The 17,531-nt window shown below is 56.5% G+C and carries 15 protein-coding genes; 8 read left to right on the plus strand and 7 right to left on the minus strand.

The annotated features are described in order from the left end of the window. The 6 genes from AUP74_RS05005 to AUP74_RS05030 all read right to left on the minus strand — a co-directional run bounded on the left by AUP74_RS05005 (nt 1) and on the right by AUP74_RS05030 (nt 6,088). Nucleotides 1-954, minus strand: coding sequence for a glycosyltransferase family 2 protein (locus tag AUP74_RS05005; protein ID WP_069946612.1), 954 nt, complete (start codon nt 952-954; stop codon nt 1-3). After that, a complete protein-coding gene (locus tag AUP74_RS05010; protein WP_226999896.1) occupies nt 954-2,309 on the minus strand; it encodes an O-antigen ligase family protein in 1,356 nt (451 codons plus the stop codon). Before AUP74_RS05010 ends, AUP74_RS05005 begins: the two co-directional genes overlap by 1 nt. Continuing rightward, nucleotides 2,302-3,642 (minus strand): Coenzyme F420 hydrogenase/dehydrogenase, beta subunit C-terminal domain, encoded by a 1,341-nt coding sequence (locus AUP74_RS05015; protein ID WP_069946614.1) that lies wholly within the window; start codon nt 3,640-3,642, stop codon nt 2,302-2,304. The genes AUP74_RS05010 and AUP74_RS05015 overlap by 8 nt, the downstream gene beginning before the upstream one ends. A 156-nt stretch (nt 3,643-3,798) precedes the next feature. Next, nucleotides 3,799-5,064 (minus strand): polysaccharide pyruvyl transferase family protein, encoded by a 1,266-nt coding sequence (locus AUP74_RS05020; RefSeq protein WP_083260824.1) that lies wholly within the window; start codon nt 5,062-5,064, stop codon nt 3,799-3,801. A gap of 65 nt (nt 5,065-5,129) precedes the next feature. After that, nucleotides 5,130-5,642, minus strand: coding sequence for a glycosyltransferase (locus tag AUP74_RS05025; RefSeq protein WP_069946616.1), 513 nt, complete (start codon nt 5,640-5,642; stop codon nt 5,130-5,132). Beyond that, nucleotides 5,639-6,088 carry a glycosyltransferase family protein gene (locus tag AUP74_RS05030; protein WP_069946617.1) on the minus strand — a complete coding sequence of 150 codons (450 nt, stop codon included), beginning with the start codon at nt 6,086-6,088 and terminating at the stop codon, nt 5,639-5,641. The genes AUP74_RS05025 and AUP74_RS05030 overlap by 4 nt, the downstream gene beginning before the upstream one ends. A gap of 255 nt (nt 6,089-6,343) precedes the next feature. Here AUP74_RS05030 and AUP74_RS05035 point away from each other — a divergent pair, with 255 nt between their 5' ends. Continuing rightward, nucleotides 6,344-7,840 carry an oligosaccharide flippase family protein gene (locus tag AUP74_RS05035; RefSeq protein WP_083260825.1) on the plus strand — a complete coding sequence of 499 codons (1,497 nt, stop codon included), beginning with the start codon at nt 6,344-6,346 and terminating at the stop codon, nt 7,838-7,840. Nucleotides 7,841-7,878: 38 nt separating this feature from the next. After that, entirely contained in the window at nt 7,879-9,375 is a 1,497-nt protein-coding gene (locus tag AUP74_RS05040) for a hypothetical protein (protein ID WP_069946619.1), read from the plus strand. Nucleotides 9,376-9,653: 278 nt separating this feature from the next. Here AUP74_RS05040 and AUP74_RS16985 read toward each other — a convergent pair whose 3' ends face one another. Further along, nucleotides 9,654-10,409 (minus strand): 4'-phosphopantetheinyl transferase family protein, encoded by a 756-nt coding sequence (locus AUP74_RS16985; protein ID WP_158514541.1) that lies wholly within the window; start codon nt 10,407-10,409, stop codon nt 9,654-9,656. 204 nt (nt 10,410-10,613) lie between these two features. Here AUP74_RS16985 and AUP74_RS17160 point away from each other — a divergent pair, with 204 nt between their 5' ends. The 6 genes from AUP74_RS17160 (at nt 10,614) to AUP74_RS05070 (ending at nt 17,525) form a co-directional block, all read left to right on the plus strand. After that, on the plus strand, nt 10,614-10,958 hold the full coding sequence (locus AUP74_RS17160) for a VanZ family protein (RefSeq protein WP_145924320.1): 345 nt from the start codon (nt 10,614-10,616) through the stop codon (nt 10,956-10,958). Between the two features lie 222 nt (nt 10,959-11,180). Continuing rightward, the gene (locus AUP74_RS05050) at nt 11,181-12,542 is read left to right on the plus strand and encodes an undecaprenyl-phosphate glucose phosphotransferase (protein ID WP_226999897.1); all 1,362 of its coding nucleotides are present in this window, start codon (nt 11,181-11,183) and stop codon (nt 12,540-12,542) included. 175 nt (nt 12,543-12,717) lie between these two features. Next, the gene (locus tag AUP74_RS05055; RefSeq protein ID WP_158514542.1) at nt 12,718-13,875 is read left to right on the plus strand and encodes an outer membrane beta-barrel protein; all 1,158 of its coding nucleotides are present in this window, start codon (nt 12,718-12,720) and stop codon (nt 13,873-13,875) included. A gap of 35 nt (nt 13,876-13,910) precedes the next feature. Further along, nucleotides 13,911-14,486: a polysaccharide biosynthesis/export family protein gene (locus AUP74_RS05060; RefSeq protein ID WP_226999898.1), complete on the plus strand. Its 576-nt coding sequence runs from the start codon at nt 13,911-13,913 to the stop codon at nt 14,484-14,486. A gap of 10 nt (nt 14,487-14,496) precedes the next feature. After that, nucleotides 14,497-16,761 (plus strand): GumC family protein, encoded by a 2,265-nt coding sequence (locus tag AUP74_RS05065; protein WP_083260827.1) that lies wholly within the window; start codon nt 14,497-14,499, stop codon nt 16,759-16,761. Between the two features lie 2 nt (nt 16,762-16,763). Further along, the gene (locus tag AUP74_RS05070; protein WP_069946623.1) at nt 16,764-17,525 is read left to right on the plus strand and encodes a tyrosine-protein phosphatase; all 762 of its coding nucleotides are present in this window, start codon (nt 16,764-16,766) and stop codon (nt 17,523-17,525) included. Nucleotides 17,526-17,531: the final 6 nt, after the last annotated feature.

The raw sequence follows: 17,531 nt of genomic DNA on the forward strand, positions 1-17,531 counted from the left end.
TCAGAATTTCCAGCTGAGCTGTTGCTTGAAGAAGTTCCACCAGGCTTTACGCCGGTGATTGAAATCTCGGCGTAGTGGCGCCAGTAGAGAGAGCGCTGAGAGCCGCAGAAGCGTGCCAGCATTCAGCATCATGCGTGCGATTCGAAATGGCAGCGGTCGCCAGTGCTTGCGAAAATAAAGCAGCTTGGAATAGTAGAGGTGGCGAAGTTTTTTCTCGCTGGTCAGCGTAACACTACCTGCATGCGTGACGCGCGCAGCAGGAACAATCCGCGGCCTCGCACCGAGCAATCGCCCCCGGCGACATAAATCAATTTCTTCCGAGTAAAGAAAAAAGCGTTCATCAAAACCGCTGAGTCGGTGAAAGAGCGCACTGTCGATGAGAAAGAAGCAGCCGGAGACGGCATCGACCTGTGAACCATGCAGTAGTTTGCGCCGAGAATAGGACTCAAAGCCGGCAAAGCCGAATGGTCGCAGCGCGGCATCAAAAAAGAAGCTCCAGGCCGCGAGTCCCAGCAGAGAGGGCTCGCGCCATGCACTTTTGTCATCGGGGCTGCCATCCGGTCCATAGGTGATACCACCCCAGATTCCGCTCAGTGGGTATTTGCGGGTACCGGAGACCAATTCGGTCAGGCTGTCCGGATACAGGCGGACATCCGGATTGAGAAAAAGGATGAGATCGTCACCCTCGAGATGCCGAACACCGAGGTTACAGCCGGCTCCGAAGCCCAGATTACGACCCGATTCAATCAGCACATGCCGGACACCCTGGATACCGCGCAGCAACTCGACTGAATCATCAGCCGACGCATTATCGACAATGGTGAGGCTGAGTTTCTGCAGCGGATAATTACCAGCACGAATATCCCCAACCAGCTTCAGGATGTCGCGCCCGCAGTTGTAGCAGACGATAACGATATTGATCGGTGGCAGCATGGCTGCCTCCCTGCTTTCCATCAACCCGGGCTCCCGATGGGACCAGCCTGGTGTGGCATGGCAGGTGCTTGCCGTATGGCTGTGCGGCGCTTGGTTTCGGAAACAGCGACAGCACTACCCAGGAAAATAAAGAACAGGCACACCAGCTGGCCGAAATAAGAAACGGCCAGGAAGCTCATACAGTGTACAAACAGGGTGACGCCGACGCCCCATAGCAGCCAGTAGGCGGCCCGACTTCTGGTCTGCCGTAATTTGCGTCCGAGGCGCAGGAAGATACAGGTCAGCAAAGCAATGAATAGCAGCATTTGTAATAGGCCGCCGCTGACCCCTTCGAGTATGTACTGGTTAGTGATGTCCTGCAGGCCCCAACCCCAGTGCCCGGTGGACTCGGTCCCGAACGCCCACCACTCATTGAAGTGGTTGATCGATTGCTGGATGAGGTTGTAACGATGCCAACCGGTGGAACCATTGGAGAGATCGATTCTGGCGATCAAATGCCAGATTGGCATTTCCATAACCATGTGCAGACCGAGCATGGCGGCAAAGACGCCGGTGACCAATACTCGCAGATAATGGCGGAGCGGAAATAGGGCCATGCCGAAGATGCCGAACAACACCGCCATGATAGGGGTACTGGATGCCGTATTGACGACGATCAGGCCCATACAGAGGATGGAAAGCACCAGCGCGGGACGGCTGCCGGCGCGAGCAATCCAGAGTGCGCCGATACAGGGCAATAGGCTTGCCCAGAAGACACCGGCCATGATCGGGTGGGAGAAAGGTCCCTGTGCACGCATTCGACCATTTCGGATGATGGTTTCTTCTGGCACGCCGCCGAAAAAGCCAAACACATTGCGACCGGTGAATTGCTCCACCAGGAAGAAAGCCAGCATTGGGATTGCAATGAACGACAACCAAAGAAGGTAACGACGCAGGTCGGCCAATGAGCGGATATAAGTGCGGCCGATAAGATAAGCGCCAAAGGTGCCGATGGCATGGCCTGCTGCACCAATAATTCCACTTGAATCTCCGCTCAAGATTCCGCCTGCAATAATACCCCAGCATACCCACAGTCCGATCAGGAAATCTGGCATCCCAAAGCGCAGACCCCGTGTGTGCCCTCTAAAGGCCGCCAGAGCCAGAGTGGCAAGTATCACAATACGGATGAAAGTGAAGTCCAGGGTCAGTACGGCGATGCGCTGGGCACCCGGGAGTGCTACGGCAATGAAGATCAGCGGTAGCATTGCGTAGCGCCGCGGCAACAGAAAAAGCGCTACGAGGGCTGCAATCAAAGCCGCAATACCCAGTGGGTGCGCCATGGTCTGATCGGCCCAGAGGGCGCCGCCGAAGTGATCCGGCATCTGGCGTTCAAACATGGACATCGACCTCCTGTTTCGATTGGTCGCTCTGGCGGAGCTGAACCGGTGTCGAAACCCGTTGTGGTGTTATTTGGGGATGCGCTGTTGTTGGAGCAGGGTGTAACAGGCGTTTGCGGAAAATCCGCTTCACGGTCCCAAGTAGGGAATGCAACTTTTCGGCAATGCTCAGTTCGCTAAGCCAGAATCGCAGCAGGGCGAATCCTGAGTAGTTGGGTGTGCACGCCCCGAATAGTCGCAGCACGCTCAGGCGGGCCCAGAGGTTCCCACGGGCGCCGATCAGGTTTGGCTGGGAGCGGGGTAAGAGGCTCGGATCATCCCTGACTTCTTCCAGATAACCGGCATCGACTGCGGCCTGCAGCAGTTCGAGTCCACGCCGCGTGCGTGCCACGATCAGGGAGCTACCCATCTCGCCGGCCTCGATCTCACGATGCCATGGATCACCCACGGCGATATCGGCAAACTCACCGGTATGATCCGCACAGACATAGCAGCGCCACTGACGGTGCTTTTGCAGGAAATGCCAGGACTCGGCATAGGTCGTGCGGCTTGACTGTCTGTTGTTATGCTCATCGTCATAGCCGAGAGTCCATTGCCCCGGCCAGCCGTTGCCACGGTAACGAAGAGACTTGATGTGGGCGGCGCTGGGTGCGCCCTGGCGTTTTGCCAGTGCGAGCGTGGCCGCAGTGCTGGGCACGCCGGCACAAAAGAAGGCGATGGAGAGACCAATGTTGTCGCGCAGAGGGGGGGAGTTTTTCTGCGCACGTCGCAGCGCCGCCACATCACAGGGCTTGCCGATAAAGACACAGGGGCCGTCGGCAGCGAGGACCTGGTCCAGGCTGTCGCAGGGGCTCGATGGGGCATAGCGGGAACCGGTGGCAGCCAATAGCCCGGAGCGGTCACGGCTGAAGACCGTACGGTTTAGATAGGGATGCTCAGGGTCTGCCGCCGTGTGCAGAACGCCATGCATGGCACGTTGCTCCAGGCAGAAGAGGGCGAGTGCAGTGGCCGCACCGCCACTGGAGCCTGCGAAGCGAACAGCTGGATCCCCGGCGTGGCCCTCGATTACCCGGTATACCGGCCCCCAGGCCGGGCCCAAATCGGACAGGAGCTCCGTGTCCGTGACATCGTAGTCATGTTGCAGGCCCACCCCGGGGCAAGCTGCCATGGCAAGCCCCGTCTCTGGCGGTGCATTGGTCTGCACCACGGGGCGCCGGCCTTCCTCGATGAAATCAACCATTTTGAATCGCTGGGGCTCAAGCGAGGCACAGACACCACAGCCAGTACAGAGATGGCTGCGCCGCACTTCCTCAATGGTCTTTATCTTGCGCATTGGCGGCGGTCTACTCCGGCTGGGACATATTCGATCGATCTAAAAACGTGCAAAAAATTTTAGAGCGCTTGTAAAAAAACGTGACTGAATAGGTGAAGGGTGCAGGCGATCAGACGCCAAAATTTTCTGCTGCTGCAGGATGAAAGCCCACATTCGCTATTCCGACACACAGCACTGGGCGATTTCATCCATTTGCCTCGATGCCTTGTCGAGCACCTTCGGCAAGTGGTCATTAAGCGATTGGCGAACACTATCGCGGCGCTGAAAGGCGTCAAAAACCCGCTCAGATAGTTCGACGCTGTCGAGCTGTCGCGGATCGAAAACCTCTGCCCGCTGGCCACAGCTTTCGAAGACACCGATGGCTTTGTCACTATAGGAAATCGTGGTGGTGGGCACACCGCTGGACAGGGAAGCGATGGTGGCATGCATACGGGTGCCACAGAACCAGTCCATCTGTGAAATCACCCATTTGATGCCGGATTCATCGAGGTGATCCTCGAGCAAATAAACCCGCTCACGTTCAGCTGGTCTCAGGGTTGTTACCAGGTGCCGGCATGCATCCAGATCCGACTCGGGATGGCCGAACGGAGCGTGTACGTGTGGTACGAGCAGAATCCCAGCATCGGTCTCCCGCAGGAAGCGTTTTAACAATACCTGCACTGCGGCACGGTAGTCGGCCTTCAGGCCATAGCGCTGACTGGCTTCCCGGGGACTGTTATAGATCAGTCCACTGATATTGAGGCCAACCAGCTCGAAAGGGGACTCGGTCAGCCAGGAGCAGAACCCCGCGTTCAATCCTGCCGGTCGCCTGCTGGGTAGTAGGAAAGCGACGTCAACGCCGCATTTGTGTCGCGCCGGATCGAGGTCGCTGCCGAGCAATTCGGCCATGCGCTGGAAGCTATCCCGATCCCTTGCCCACGCACAGTGGCTCCGACGCAGAATGTCCTCTGCAATCTTACGCCGTGACCGAGAGCGAAATGGTCCATAAGTTTGGGGAAGCAGAATCAGTCGTCCCTTTTTCTCCAGCACCAGCTGCTTCGGGCGTGTGATCAGCGAAAACCGCTTTGCACCATAGAGGTCAGTAAAACTGTCACCACCGCTGATATCCAAAACGGCCTTCGAAGTGCTGAGTAACTCCATGCCGGGATTGGAAAGCCCGGGTAACAGCGTCGACAGCCGCATATGGGCCAAGCTCTCGGGTCGGTAAAAACGCCGGCTGTTGCTCAGGCCGCACAAATTGTAAGGCACTGTGTCGTGGCCAGCCTGATAAGATGCCTGTCTGAGTCCGCGTCCATTGTCAAAGATGCAGATTTCCGCTTCAGGAATCCGCTTGGCGATGCCCAGCATAGTTGAACGTGACAGGGCGTTTACGCCCAGATTGCCGGTATCTGGGGCGGCTCCGAGCAGGGAGATTCTCGTCATGTGGTGCAAACTCGTACCTATTCATCTGGCGGATATCGAAATCTCGGAAAACCTGTCGCGATGCACTAGCTCTCGAGCGGCTCCGGCTCATGGTGCTGTTCAATAAAGTCCGTTACGAATTGCGCCAGCTCAAGCTGGCGGGTGTTTTTTTGTGGCTTTTCGGGCGCTATCAGGCTGTGATGGGTATCAAGTCGCCGAATGAGTTCGGCGGCGTTGTGGGCGATATAAATTCCTGGTAGGCAGGCCATGCGCCGTGCGGTGCCGAATTGGTGATCACTGATGCACTCCCCCAACTGTTGATCACGTGGCATCATCAGCAGCGGCTTGCCGTACTCGAGTGCAGAGAGAACACTGCCCATACCCGCGTGAGACAGAATCAATGTGCAATCCCTGGCCAGAGCCCGATACTCGCTGCTGTCGAGGAATGGCTTTGCCTCGATGTGTCGCGGCCGATAGCGCCCTCTGCCGATCTGACCGACGATTCGTGCATTGGCGTTTTTCCCCGCCCAGTCATCCACAATCCTGACAAACCGATCAAACGGCGCCCGGGTGCCGGTGGTGAGCAAAATCAGGCTCATAGGATGGCGCCCCGGTATTCCACCCCGGATGCACGACCAATTTCTGGCCACTGTGACAGAGTTTTTGTCGCAACATGCCGCGCGAGTCGCCCACTCAGGGACAGGCGGTCGGTATTGGCGATACTATCGATCCACAGGGAACGCGCGCCCAGAAACCGTCCCCAAATTATGCAGGCGAGGCCGGGCAGGGAGCCTGTGGAGATGATCACTTCCGGACGCAGGCGAACAACTAGCCATGCAGAGGCGAGAAAGAGCCAGATAATATGAAGCGGGGCGCGGCGGTTTGCTGCGGGCAGGAAGTGATAATGATAGGGCTCGCCGATGCCGGGGTTTTCCCTGGTTGTGGAGGCAAAACTGGCCTGACAGCTCTGGAACGCGGGCGCCAACGTCGTTAATTGTTTCCAGTGTCCCCCTTGGGATGCCACAGCCAAGACTCTTCTGTCCATTTCATTCCCACCCTGAGAGTTATAGGAAGTTTTTCATTCTCTCTTGCGCCATCAAACCAATCGATCCGCGAAGCCACGAAACTATAGCTAAACTCTCTGTGCCGGGCGGAAACTCTGTCAGGTAATGCGTCGTTATTTTTCATTTCAAAACCAGTGGTAACAAGCCATCCCTTCACGATAACAATAGCGGGGCAATGTTCGCCCTGATTGCACGCCCCAATGGCGAACCCCACTGTCAGTACCATGGAGTAACCGTTGTCTCTACGGCTCAGTCTATTAAAGGGTGCGTCCGTGCTGACGTTGAGTCAGGCACTGGTGGCAGCCTGTACACTTTTGCGCAATATCATCATCGCCAGGCATATTGGTCTCGAAAATTTTGGTATCGCTACTACCTTCGCGCTCACCATTTCTCTCGTAGAAATGACCAGTAACCTGGCCCTGGACCGGGTCCTGGTGCAGGACCACGATGGCGCCAGCGATGATATGCTCGGCTCCGCACACTTTTTGCAATTTTTGAAGGGTTTGCTGATCTCCATCATATTGTTGGCGCTTGCCTACCCGATCGCACATCTATTTGGCGCGCAAGACAAGGTGTGGGCGTTCCAGTTATTGGCGATCGTGCCGGTGCTGCACGGGATGATGAATTTTGACTATGTCGTGCGACAGCGGAATCTTGAGTTTGTGCCAACGGCACTTTTCGACACCATACCGCAGCTGCTGACTCTCATCGTCGCCTTTGGTGCCTCGCTGATGTTCGAAGATTATCGAGTGATGCTGGCCGTGATTCTGCTGCAGGCAGTCATGCAAGTTATGCTGTCTCACCTGCTGGCACGTCGGCCTTATCGCTGGGTCCTGCGCTGGCCGCTGGCGAAGAGAAAGTTGACCTTCGGCTGGCCGCTACTGGCTAACGGTTTTCTGATGTTTGGAATTTTTCAGGGTGATCGCGCCATCATCGGCAGCCTGTACAACATGGAGACCCTGGCCTGGTACAGTGTTGCATTCTCGCTGTGCATGCTGCCCACCCTGATATTTGCAAAATTAAGTGCCTACCTATTGATGCCGGTGCTTTCCCGAAGTCGCGATGATGCCGCGCTCTTTTACCGCTGCTCGGAATTCGCGTTGATCGGCTGTTTCGGATTTGCTGTGCTGGTGGTGGTCTTCTTCGGTGTGGGCGGGCACGGACTGATCCGCCTCAGTTTTGGAGAGCAGTACCTACAGGCTGTGAGTGTTATCACCTGGCTGGCTGTCATGCAGGCATTGCGTGTTATACGCATTGCCCCCTCGATCATTGCCAATAGCCAGGCGCATACAAAAAACGCGATGATTGCAAATATCTTCCGCTGTATCAGTCTCGGTTTCGCTGTGATGTTTGGTCTCAACGGCGCCCCGGTAACATGGATTGCAGCGACCGGAATCGGCGGGGAAATGATCGCCCTTGCTGTATCGGTTTATCTCGTGCAAATCGGTAGCGGCAAGGCACGGTTTGTACGTGCTCTGGCCCAGTTAATGATGTTGAGTGGCGTGCTGTGTTATGCCTTTGTCGCCCTAATCCCCAATCTGCTCCCTCATCCTGACAGCACTGTCGTATTTGGACTATTACAGATCGCAGTGGCCGGCTTCGCCGCACTGCTTGCCGCTATGCTATTGGCAGTTGCCCAGTCATCCGTGCGCAAGGAAATAGTGACACTCATACGCAGTCGCAGGAAGGGCGGTAGCTTCACCAATGGCCTCGGGAGTAGACAAGGAACCTAGTTCCCAATACTCATGGAAACCAAAAAAAGGTGATTTCCATGGACTATCCAAAACAATTTGCGCTGGCATCACGTCCGTTGAATCAGTTGCCGGGCTGGAAGCATTGCCAGCTCCGAGACTGGTGGCTTTCCGTTGCTCGCGATGTTCCCATATTGAAAGTCTTTAACGAGCGCGGCGCGCTGATCAGCATGATTATTGGCTGGGCGATTTTCCGTGGCCGATTGTTGCACGACGGCGATTCGATCACATCGCAGCTGACCAGACACGGAGCCCCGGACATCTTTGATGAACTGTGTGGACGGTTTGTCTGTTTCAGTATTCTCGGAGAAGAAGTTCTGGTCCGGCCCGATCCAGCGGCCATGATGGGCGTGGTTTATAACGCTGGTCAGCAGTTACTCGCTTCTTCACCAACCATTTTGTCACTCTTCGATGAGCAGGAGCCAGACCCAGAAGTCCGGCGGGCACTGTCCGGAGGTAAAGGTGAAGTCTGGTTTCCAATGGGCCTGACTCCCTATCTGGGGGTCAAGAGACTCTTGCCCAACCATACGCTGCCATTGAACAGCTGGGCGGCAAAGCGAGTATTTCCTCTGCCTGGTGGTGAAGGCCGTCACGGCAACAAGAAAGTAAACCCTGAAGAGGCAGTTGCCCGTCTGGGGGACATCATCCGCCGTAACATCAAGGCACTGCTGGACGATGGGCACTGCATTGCCCAGCTCACCGGCGGTCGCGATTCCAGAATCGTCCTAGCCGCGTGTCGGGATTGGCACCAGCAGATGCAGTTTCAAACCGTGGTGCTTGATCAATATTCCTGTCGCCTCGATTGTCATATCGCTGCAGATATTGCTGATCATTTTGACCTGAACTATCGGCAGTTGCCATTCATCAAGCCATCAAAAGAGGAGCTGGGAGCCTGGCTCCACCGGGTTGGGTATTGTGTTGAGGATACCGTGGCTGCCATGTGCGCCACTGCCCGTATCCACGACAGTCACAGTCATGAGCTGACAGGCACTTGCGGTGAAGCTCTGCGCGCACCCTACTGGTACTCAAGGGATGCAAAACTTGATGTCTTATCTGCCGAGGGTTTACTGGAGCGGATGGGAATCGTTGCTAACCCCTATACGGTCTCCCTGGCGGAGAAGTGGCTCGCGAGCTTTCCTGCGGGTATGAGCGTTGGCAATATCCTAGAGTTCGCTTACGCAGAGATCCGCGCGGCAGGCTGGGCCGGACCGACGCTATACGGGCATGAACTCTCCCTGCCGTCTATCAGCCCGTTCAATAGTGGAGAGTACTATCGTGAGATCCTCGCAATTTGCGAAGGCTACCGCGGTGCCAAGAAAGTGATTCCAGCCTTGATGGATTACCTGTGGCCTGAGCTCCGGGAAATTCCTTTTAACCGCGCCCGGGGGCTTGGGAAATTTCGTTTTCTGCGGCAAGAAATTCGTCTAAGCATGCCAATCCATGTTCGCGACAGGATCAAACGGCTGATTCAGCCAATTGGCTTGTACAAAAACCCGCTGCGTCGATACCTTACCTAATGCCATAAAGACAGAGTGTTTCTGGCGATGATAGTATCCTAACTGCATTGGTTTTCTTATCGTTTTATAAACGGCATTTCTCGACTTCTCTGCCTGGGGAACACGAAAAGTATCACTATCTATTTCCGTATAATCGGTCGTCTGAGGAAACCATATTTACTCACCGTACCGGTGAAAACTGGTGCTAGAAGCGGAAGATTGTTCAGTCTCTGTTAGCTGCCGGGGAGGGAGCCTCGCTCATGGGGCATTAACAGAGCGTCTGCTACACCAATTCATTATCATCTGTCAATTTCTCTATTTCTATGCCGCGGCGCAGTCACGAGATAGCAACTCAATGCAGTCTCCGAAAAAGGCTTGCAGTCAATGTGCTGGAGAGTGGTGCCCTCGATCAATGGGCGGGTGAAACCGCAGGGACGATCGCCTGCCAGTAGCAGTTCAACTTCGGTGGGTGGCAGGGATAAGCCCAGACCAGTCAGCTTCATCATTGCTTCTTTAGCGGTCCAGAAGTCGTAAAACCTCCTGCGTCGTTCCATGCCACTGCTTTCATCTAGGTGGCAGCGCTCGGTCTCTGTAAAGACCATGGATAACAGTGAGCCAAAACAGAAGGCCTCCTGATGCACCTCCAGATCGATACCTACCGAGCGCGAGTGCGAGAGCGCACAGACCGCCAGGCCTTCGGAATGGGAAATGTTGAACGAGAGGCTGCTACCAGCCAGATAGGGTCTACCGTGGGAGCCAAAGGAGAACTCGAGCTGCCCGGGTTCGCGATTTAGTTGCAGGGCCAGAATCCGGCGAAGACAGCCGCGTCCGCGTATATAACGCTCGCGATCCCGCTCACAAACAAAGGCGCGCGCCCGCTCGCGCTCCTCTTTACAGAGGTAGCTTCTCGCCTCAGCAAGGGTGATGTCGGAGTCATCATCCAGGTGAAAACAGAACAGCCTGACTGGCCGATTTATGTCTTCTTCAACCGCTGGAGCCTGCTTTATTGGCAGGCTGGATGCTGCACGGGGGCGCAACAGTGCAGGGCTTTCCATGAGAACCTCCGCAAGATGGCGCCGGATTGCCGGGCCCATTTACGCGATGATGAAAAGGAGCACCGGTTACAGACTGAAAACACCGGCTTCAGGGACTGGGAGCAAGGATAGTCGGCTATGCTGGAACTACACTGAGTAAACGGGGGATTTTCCGCCGAGTGCTGTAGTGTTTTCTATCGGGGGTGTTCTATTCAACTTCCAAGCTTGTGGCTCTGGCGCCTGCTACTACTTGCCGCCTTTGCTCTTAGTTTTGGCTTTGGTTTGCGTGGTCGGCCTCTTCCTCTGCTGTTTCCGCATTTTGATTTACTACTGCATTTTGCAGCTTTCTACACGCTTGGCGTGCTGGCGATACTTGCCCTTCGGGTTCGCAGTTGGCTTAAGATCGTGCGCATTCTTTTATTACTGTTTTTTTTTGCGGCACTCATAGAGTGGCTACAGGCTTTGTGGCTGCCGCAGCGCACCCCATCTTTAATCGACCTTGTTGCCGGTGTATTGGGCGCCCTCGCTGCCTGCTTAACGGTCGTTCTGTGGTGCCGGCTGTCACGATAAACAGAACTGGAGCAGAATTGTGACAGAGTTAACAAGGTAGTCTTGAGATCCCTCATTCCTGTGCCATTCTCTGTGCGCAAAAGATGTGCAGCCTGATTGTTCTTTGAGCGCGGGCGACTCTGATGCATCAGCAGTGGAGGTAGGGAGTAGCCCAGGGAGGTCGGGGCGTTGCAACAGGGATGGATACGTTCGCACCAGAGTGATCTGGCAGCGGTTTACCGTTTGATTGACGGTGTCTTGATTCTCGCGGTACTGGGCATCTGCCTTGCAGTGGCAGGTGAGCCAATCAGTGGAAACTGGGCAGCAGCGGGGTTGTTGGCAGTGATGGCATTTGTTGTCATGGCTGAGCCAGCAGAGCTTTACAGGTCATGGCGGATCGACAGTTTTCGCGCGATGCTGACCACGACGGCTCTCGCCTGGGTTTCTGTCTGCGTGCTGCTATTACTGGTTGGTTATTTTTCACGGCTCGGGCATGAATACTCGCGGCTGGTTGTCGGCTCCTGGTTCCTGGCGACGTTGGTACTTTTGGGAAGCTGGCGTTTTGCGATGCGACGGGTACTGCAGTACCTCCGTGTCCACGATCGCAATACCCGCTCCGCGGCCATTCTTGGTATCACGCCTACCGGGCTCCAACTGGCCCGTGATCTGGAGCAGCATCCGGAACTGGGTCTTCGCCTGCAGGGCTTCTACCGCATCCCCGGTATCGCCTCAGTAGAAACGTCGCTTGCCGGGGCGGCCTCGCTGATGACAGGGCCTGCGGGAGACCTGGAGGACGCGCTGGCGGCCGCGCGGTCTGGTGAGCTGGATCTGGTCTACATTGCCCTGCCCATCAGCGAGGCCAAGCGGATCGATGAGTTGCTGGCAGCCTTCGGCGATACGACCGCGACCGTACACTTACTGCCGGATATTTTCGGCGCAAACCTCCTGCAATCCCGTTGGCACAGGATCGGTAGTAGTGCCGTGCTCAGTATCTACGACACGCCGATCCAGGGTATTAACGGGTGGCTCAAACGGCTGGAGGACGTAATCATCGCCTCGCTGGCGCTGGTCATGCTCTCACCGCTGATGCTCCTGATTGCCATCGGCGTCAAGCTTTCTTCGAAAGGTCCGATCATTTTCCGCCAGCGGCGGTATGGCTTCTGTGGCAATACCATCGAGGTATGGAAATTCCGCTCCATGACGACGCAGGAAAACGGCGCGGAAGTCGTTCAGGCTACCCGTAACGATCCCAGAGTCACTCGATTCGGCGCTTTCCTGCGCCGCACATCGCTGGATGAATTGCCACAATTCATCAACGTTCTTCGGGGAGAAATGTCCATCGTTGGTCCGCGGCCCCACGCTGTTGCACACAACGAGCAGTACCGGAGTCTGGTCAGTGGTTACATGTTGCGACACAAAGTCAAGCCTGGGATTACTGGCTGGGCACAAGTGAACGGATGGCGTGGTGAGACGGATACACTGGAAAAAATGAGCAAGCGGGTGGAATACGATCTCGACTATATCCGTCGCTGGTCGCTGTTCTTTGATTGCTACATCGTTTTGATGACAGTGTTTAAAGGTTTTACTTCGAAGAACGCCTACTGAGTTTGCCGCCAAAAAATTAAAACTTTTCACTAAATCCAACAGCAGAAATTCAGCAGCCACCTAGACTTAGGGCTCCCAGAAAAATGGTACGGGCGTAAAAGCTTGTCGAGAAATTCGGTACTCGGTCATGGGTAGTCAGATAATTTTCTTTCCGGTTAAACAACCGGTAAATTCCTTGCCGCTGCTTTTTACTCTGACGGCGGCATTGGCGATAGCACCGTTCGCCAATGCCCAGCCGATCAACTTGCCAGCCGGTATTGCCTTTACTCCCTCGATCGGAGTCGACCTGCGTTACGACGACAATATCGATAGCTCTCCGGTCAATGAGGTAGAGAGTTGGCTGATGGTGGCCACTCCCCGTTTTCTGCTCGAGGCGGAAACGGGTATATCCACGTACAGCGTCCAGTACAGCCTGTCTCGCGGGGATTATCTGGACGCAGACCGGGATAGCTATACCGACCAGGAATTGCTGGCCGACGCAAGCTGGGACCTGCATCCACGTCACGGTGTGGAGGTAAACCTGGTCTTCCGGGATATCCAGGAAGAATTCAATGACCGCGTGGCGCCGGATCTGGAAAGTCTGATCTTCGAGCGCGACCGCTATATCGAAAAGGACTTCAGCGCTACCTACACTTTTGGTGCTGAGGGCGCGCGGGCCGGACTTGAGCTGACAGCCGGCCACAACGACCGCAACTATATAGACGAAATCCGCGCCCAGGATCGCAGGGGTACCTACGGTTCGGGTCTGTTCAGTTTCAATATCGCTGGTGCGACCAACCTGCTGGCGAGGCTAGATGCTCGCGATATCGACTTTCGCCGCTTGCCAGAGCTGCCGGACCTGGACAGTCGAGAGGTGAACTATCTCGTCGGTGCGGAGCGTGAGACAGCTGTACTTACCCTGAGCCTGCTGGCCGGGCTCGGTACTCGCACTTTCAGTGACCCGACTGTGGAGGACTTCTCCCGTCCACGCTGGGAATTTTTCGGCGCATGGCGGCCACTGGAAATCACCGAGCTGACGTTCACTGCCGACCGCGTGGCATTGGAGTCGCGTGGTCTGGCTACTTTGATTGATGCGCGCAGCGCATCGATCGGCTGGACTCATGACTGGACCGAAACCATTTCCACACAGCTATCGTTCCGCTACACCGATGCGGATTTCGAGGGCACGGACCTCACCGAAAACATTCGCCGCGGCTTCGGCACAGTCAATTATCAGTTTCTCGAATGGCTGACGTTGCGTGCCGGTGTCAATGCACTGGATCAGAGTGCCACTGACCCGGTCTTCGCCTTTGACCGCAATCAGGCATTTATTGGATTTGAGGCTTCCCTGTAGTAGGCCGCGTACTACCTATTGGAGTGTTACCCACCATGAAGCGATCTGAGTTACAGCTACCTAACCCCCGTTACCTGCTCCTCGCAGCAGCACTGTGCCTGGCGCCATTGCCCTTAATGGCGGAAACGGACAGTAAAGCCCCGCTGAAAATCGCCAATTACCAGCTGGACTCCGGGGACCGTATCGCCATCCGTGTTTTTGGCGAGGAAGATCTATCCATGGAGATGTATCTCGGTGACAGCGGCGTAATCAATTACCCCTTTATTGGCGAGATAGACGTCACCGGGCTCAATACCTCGGAGCTGGAAAGAAAGATCGTAGCCGGGTTGCGGGGCGACTACCTGATCAATCCCAGTGTGGAAGTCACCATCGTCGAATATCGACCCTTCTTTATCAACGGGGAAGTGACTAGCCCGGGGAGCTATACCTTCCATCCCGGGTTGACAATCAACAAGGCCGTGGCGATGGCGAGCGGGTTCACCCCTCGCGCCTCGGAACAGAAGATCACGGTCGAACGGGGCCAGGGTGAGAAAAAACGTACGTTCAAGGCAGAGCTGGATACGCGACTGCTTCCTGGCGATATCGTGACTGTTGAACAAGGAATTTTCTGAGGGCGCAAGGATGAACAAGAAAAACCCATTCGAAGGTGAAGATCTGATGGACGAGGGTGGGCTGGATCTGCGCCGCTACTGGCAGGCGATATTGTCCCGCAAGTGGATGATCCTGGGCCTCACTGCGACGATTACTGTCGTTGCGATGCTGGTCGTTGCCGGCATGCCCTCCCGCTACCAGGCCACTGCCACGCTGATGTTTGAGCTGGACCAGGGAAACCTGGTCTCGGTGGAGGAGCTCTACGATACGGGCACTCAACGTCGGGAGTACATTCTTACCCAGACGGAAATGCTTCAGTCGAGAGATCTTGCGGAGCGGGTGATCCGCAAGCTCGATCTGTTGAACAACGAAGAATTTGATCCGAGCCTGCGGGAAGTGAGTTCCGGCATTTGGGGCTGGTTACCCTTCGTTGGTAAAAACCAAAGCGTCGATAGTGTCGAGCGCTCCCGCATAGAGCAGGTCACCAGTGCCTTCCTCAAGCGCCTGAGTGTGGCACCCAAGCGGAGCACACATCTGGTGGATATCAGTTTCACTGCCCGCTCCCCAGAGCTGGCTGCGGATATTGCCAACGCTGTCGGCGCCGAGTATATCGCCAGCCAGTCAGAGGCCCGTGCTCAGTTCACCAACCGCGCCAGTTCCTGGCTGAATGAGCGCTTAGACACGCTGCGGGTGAAGCTGGAGCAATCCGAGGCCGAGTTGCTGGCCTTCCGTGAACAGGAAGACCTGGTGGATATCAGTGGTGTACTCAGTCTCGCTGAACAAGATCTCAATGAGGCCACCACTCAGTTGCAGGAAATGCGCCGTGAATTGCGCCAGGTGGGAAGCATTCACGAGCAGGTGGAAGCCCTAGAGGGCAATGAGCTGGCACTGGCCAACCTGCCTGACGTACTGAACAACCCAATGATCCAGGAGATCAAGCGCAACGAGGCACAGGCCAGTCGTAATGTGGCCGAGGTATCGCGCCGTTACGGACCCAAGCACCCGATCATGATCGCGGCGAATAATGAGCTGACCATGGTTCGTGACCAGCTGCGCAGCGAAGTGCGCAACCTCGCCGATGCGATCGACAGCCGCTATCAGACGGCCCAGGCCCGTGTGCGTGCCCAGGAGCAGGAGGTCGCTCGGGCGAAAGAAAACTATCAGCAGGTATCCCGTAAAGCGGTACGTCATGGAGAGCTTCAGCAGCAGGCCGAAATTAATCGCCAGCTCTTCAATACCTTCCTGACCCGGGTGAACGAAACTCGCGAGGCCTCTGGCTTCGATATGGCGCCGGCCCGGCTAGCGGATCCCGCCGTGGCACCGAACGAGCCATCCGAGCCCAACAAGCGGGTGATCGTGTCTGCAGTGCTGGCACTGGCGCTGATGCTGTCCGTTGGTCTCGCTTTTGTACTGGATTTCCTGCGCGTTGGTGTGCGCAACCCGGAAGATGTCGAGGTCTATTTGCACCAGCGGCTGATGGGTCTGCTGCCTGATGTACAGAAAGTCAGTGGCCAGCGTCTTGATCTGCGTGCCTTCTTCGATCCGGATCAGTACACCTTCGCCGAATCCGTGCGCACCCTGCGCACCGGTATTGTACTGTCGCAATTCGGGGGCAAAGAAGGCAAGGACTCCAAAGGACAGGTACTCGCAGTGACCTCGTCGGTACCAGGCGAGGGCAAGACAACGGTTGCGGAGAATTTGGCCTTCGCGCTCGGTCAGGTGGAAAAAGTCCTTCTGGTCGATGCCGACCTGCGCAAACCAGTGGTGGGAATCGACTTCGGTGTCGATCGGGAGCAACCCGGCCTCACGGATATGATCGAGGGCACCGCTGCCATCGACGACTGCATTCATCGGGACGAGAACGGCGGTATCGATATCATCCCCGCCGGCCGCCTGTGTGATGACCCACAGAAGCTACTGGTCTCACCGCGGTTCGACGAGATGATCAAGGTCCTCGCCCGCAGCTACGATCGCGTCATTATCGATACGCCGCCGGTGCAGGCGGTGAGCGACGCGCTCATCATCGCCCGCTCCGCCAGTTCGGTACTGTTCGTGGTCAAGCACGATGACGTCAACAAGCGGGTTGTGATCAAGGGCCTGTCGCGTCTGGAGCAGACCGGTGCGCCGGTGGCCGGTGTGGTATTGAACCACGTGGATACCAGCAAGAATGCCGCCTACGCGGAGGAGTACTACGGCTACGACTATGGCCGCCAGCCCGGTGGCAAGAGCGAAGCCCGCCGGGCGCCCAGCGTAGAACTGGAACAGGTCGTGGAGTCCAGCGAGGAGAAAACCTAGGCGTGTTCGACCTGCACTGCCATCTACTGCCCGATGTCGATGATGGTGCCGATACCGAGGCGACGGCGCTGGCGCTCGCGCGTGCCGCCGTCGCCGACGGTATTACCCACGCAGTGCTTACACCCCATATACACCCGGGCCGCTACGAAAATTCCCTGGCCAGCCTTGCCCCCGCATTTGATCAATTCAGAGCTTCGCTGGAGCGTGAGTTCAGCGATCAAGAACAATCTCTTAAGATCGCTCTCGGCGCCGAGGTTCGCCTCACCGACGAGTTGCCGGCACTGCTGGAGCAAGGGGCGATCCCCTTTATCGGTGAGTGGCAGGGAGACCGGGTCATCTTGCTGGAGCTACCTCACAGCCATGTGCCGCCGGGTACGGATCAGCTGGTCCAGTGGCTTGGTAAACAGGGCATTCGCCCCCTCATCGCCCATCCCGAACGTAATCGTGATGTGCTGCGCAACCTCGCGCGGCTGGGGCCGTTGGTGCAGGCGGGCTGCCTGTTCCAGGTGACCGCGGGTGCGGTGGCAGGGGATTTTGGCCCGGGGGCCGAAACCCGCGCGCGTCAAATGCTTGAGAAGGATCTGGTCACTGTACTGGCCACCGACGCCCATCATATGGAGCGCCGGCCGCCGGTGATGTCCCGCGGTCGCGATGCCGCTGCGGCGATCGTTGGCGAGGGACGGGCCTGGGAGCTGGTAGTGGATAACCCGCGGAGTCTGAGCGCTCCCAATTTTATCGAGCGCGCTGTCGACAACCCGGCCTGAAGCCGA

The organism is Microbulbifer aggregans, assembly GCF_001750105.1.
GTDB classification, from domain to species: Bacteria; Pseudomonadota; Gammaproteobacteria; order Pseudomonadales; family Cellvibrionaceae; genus Microbulbifer; species Microbulbifer aggregans.

Excerpts from the sequence above, each read along its gene's own strand:
- AUP74_RS05065 (WP_083260827.1), top strand. The coding sequence starts at position 14,497 with ATGAACAAGAAAAACCCATTCGAAGGTGAAGATCTGATGGACGAGGGT.
- AUP74_RS05025 (WP_069946616.1), bottom strand. The coding sequence starts at position 5,642 with ATGAGCCTGATTTTGCTCACCACCGGCACCCGGGCGCCGTTTGATCGG.
- AUP74_RS05020 (WP_083260824.1), bottom strand. The coding sequence starts at position 5,064 with ATGACGAGAATCTCCCTGCTCGGAGCCGCCCCAGATACCGGCAATCTG.
- AUP74_RS05060 (WP_226999898.1), top strand. The coding sequence starts at position 13,911 with ATGAAGCGATCTGAGTTACAGCTACCTAACCCCCGTTACCTGCTCCTC.
- AUP74_RS05015 (WP_069946614.1), bottom strand. The coding sequence starts at position 3,642 with ATGCGCAAGATAAAGACCATTGAGGAAGTGCGGCGCAGCCATCTCTGT.
- AUP74_RS05010 (WP_226999896.1), bottom strand. The coding sequence starts at position 2,309 with ATGTTTGAACGCCAGATGCCGGATCACTTCGGCGGCGCCCTCTGGGCC.
- AUP74_RS05040 (WP_069946619.1), top strand. The coding sequence starts at position 7,879 with ATGGACTATCCAAAACAATTTGCGCTGGCATCACGTCCGTTGAATCAG.
- AUP74_RS05005 (WP_069946612.1), bottom strand. The coding sequence starts at position 954 with ATGGAAAGCAGGGAGGCAGCCATGCTGCCACCGATCAATATCGTTATC.
- AUP74_RS05030 (WP_069946617.1), bottom strand. The coding sequence starts at position 6,088 with ATGGACAGAAGAGTCTTGGCTGTGGCATCCCAAGGGGGACACTGGAAA.
- AUP74_RS16985 (WP_158514541.1), bottom strand. The coding sequence starts at position 10,409 with ATGGAAAGCCCTGCACTGTTGCGCCCCCGTGCAGCATCCAGCCTGCCA.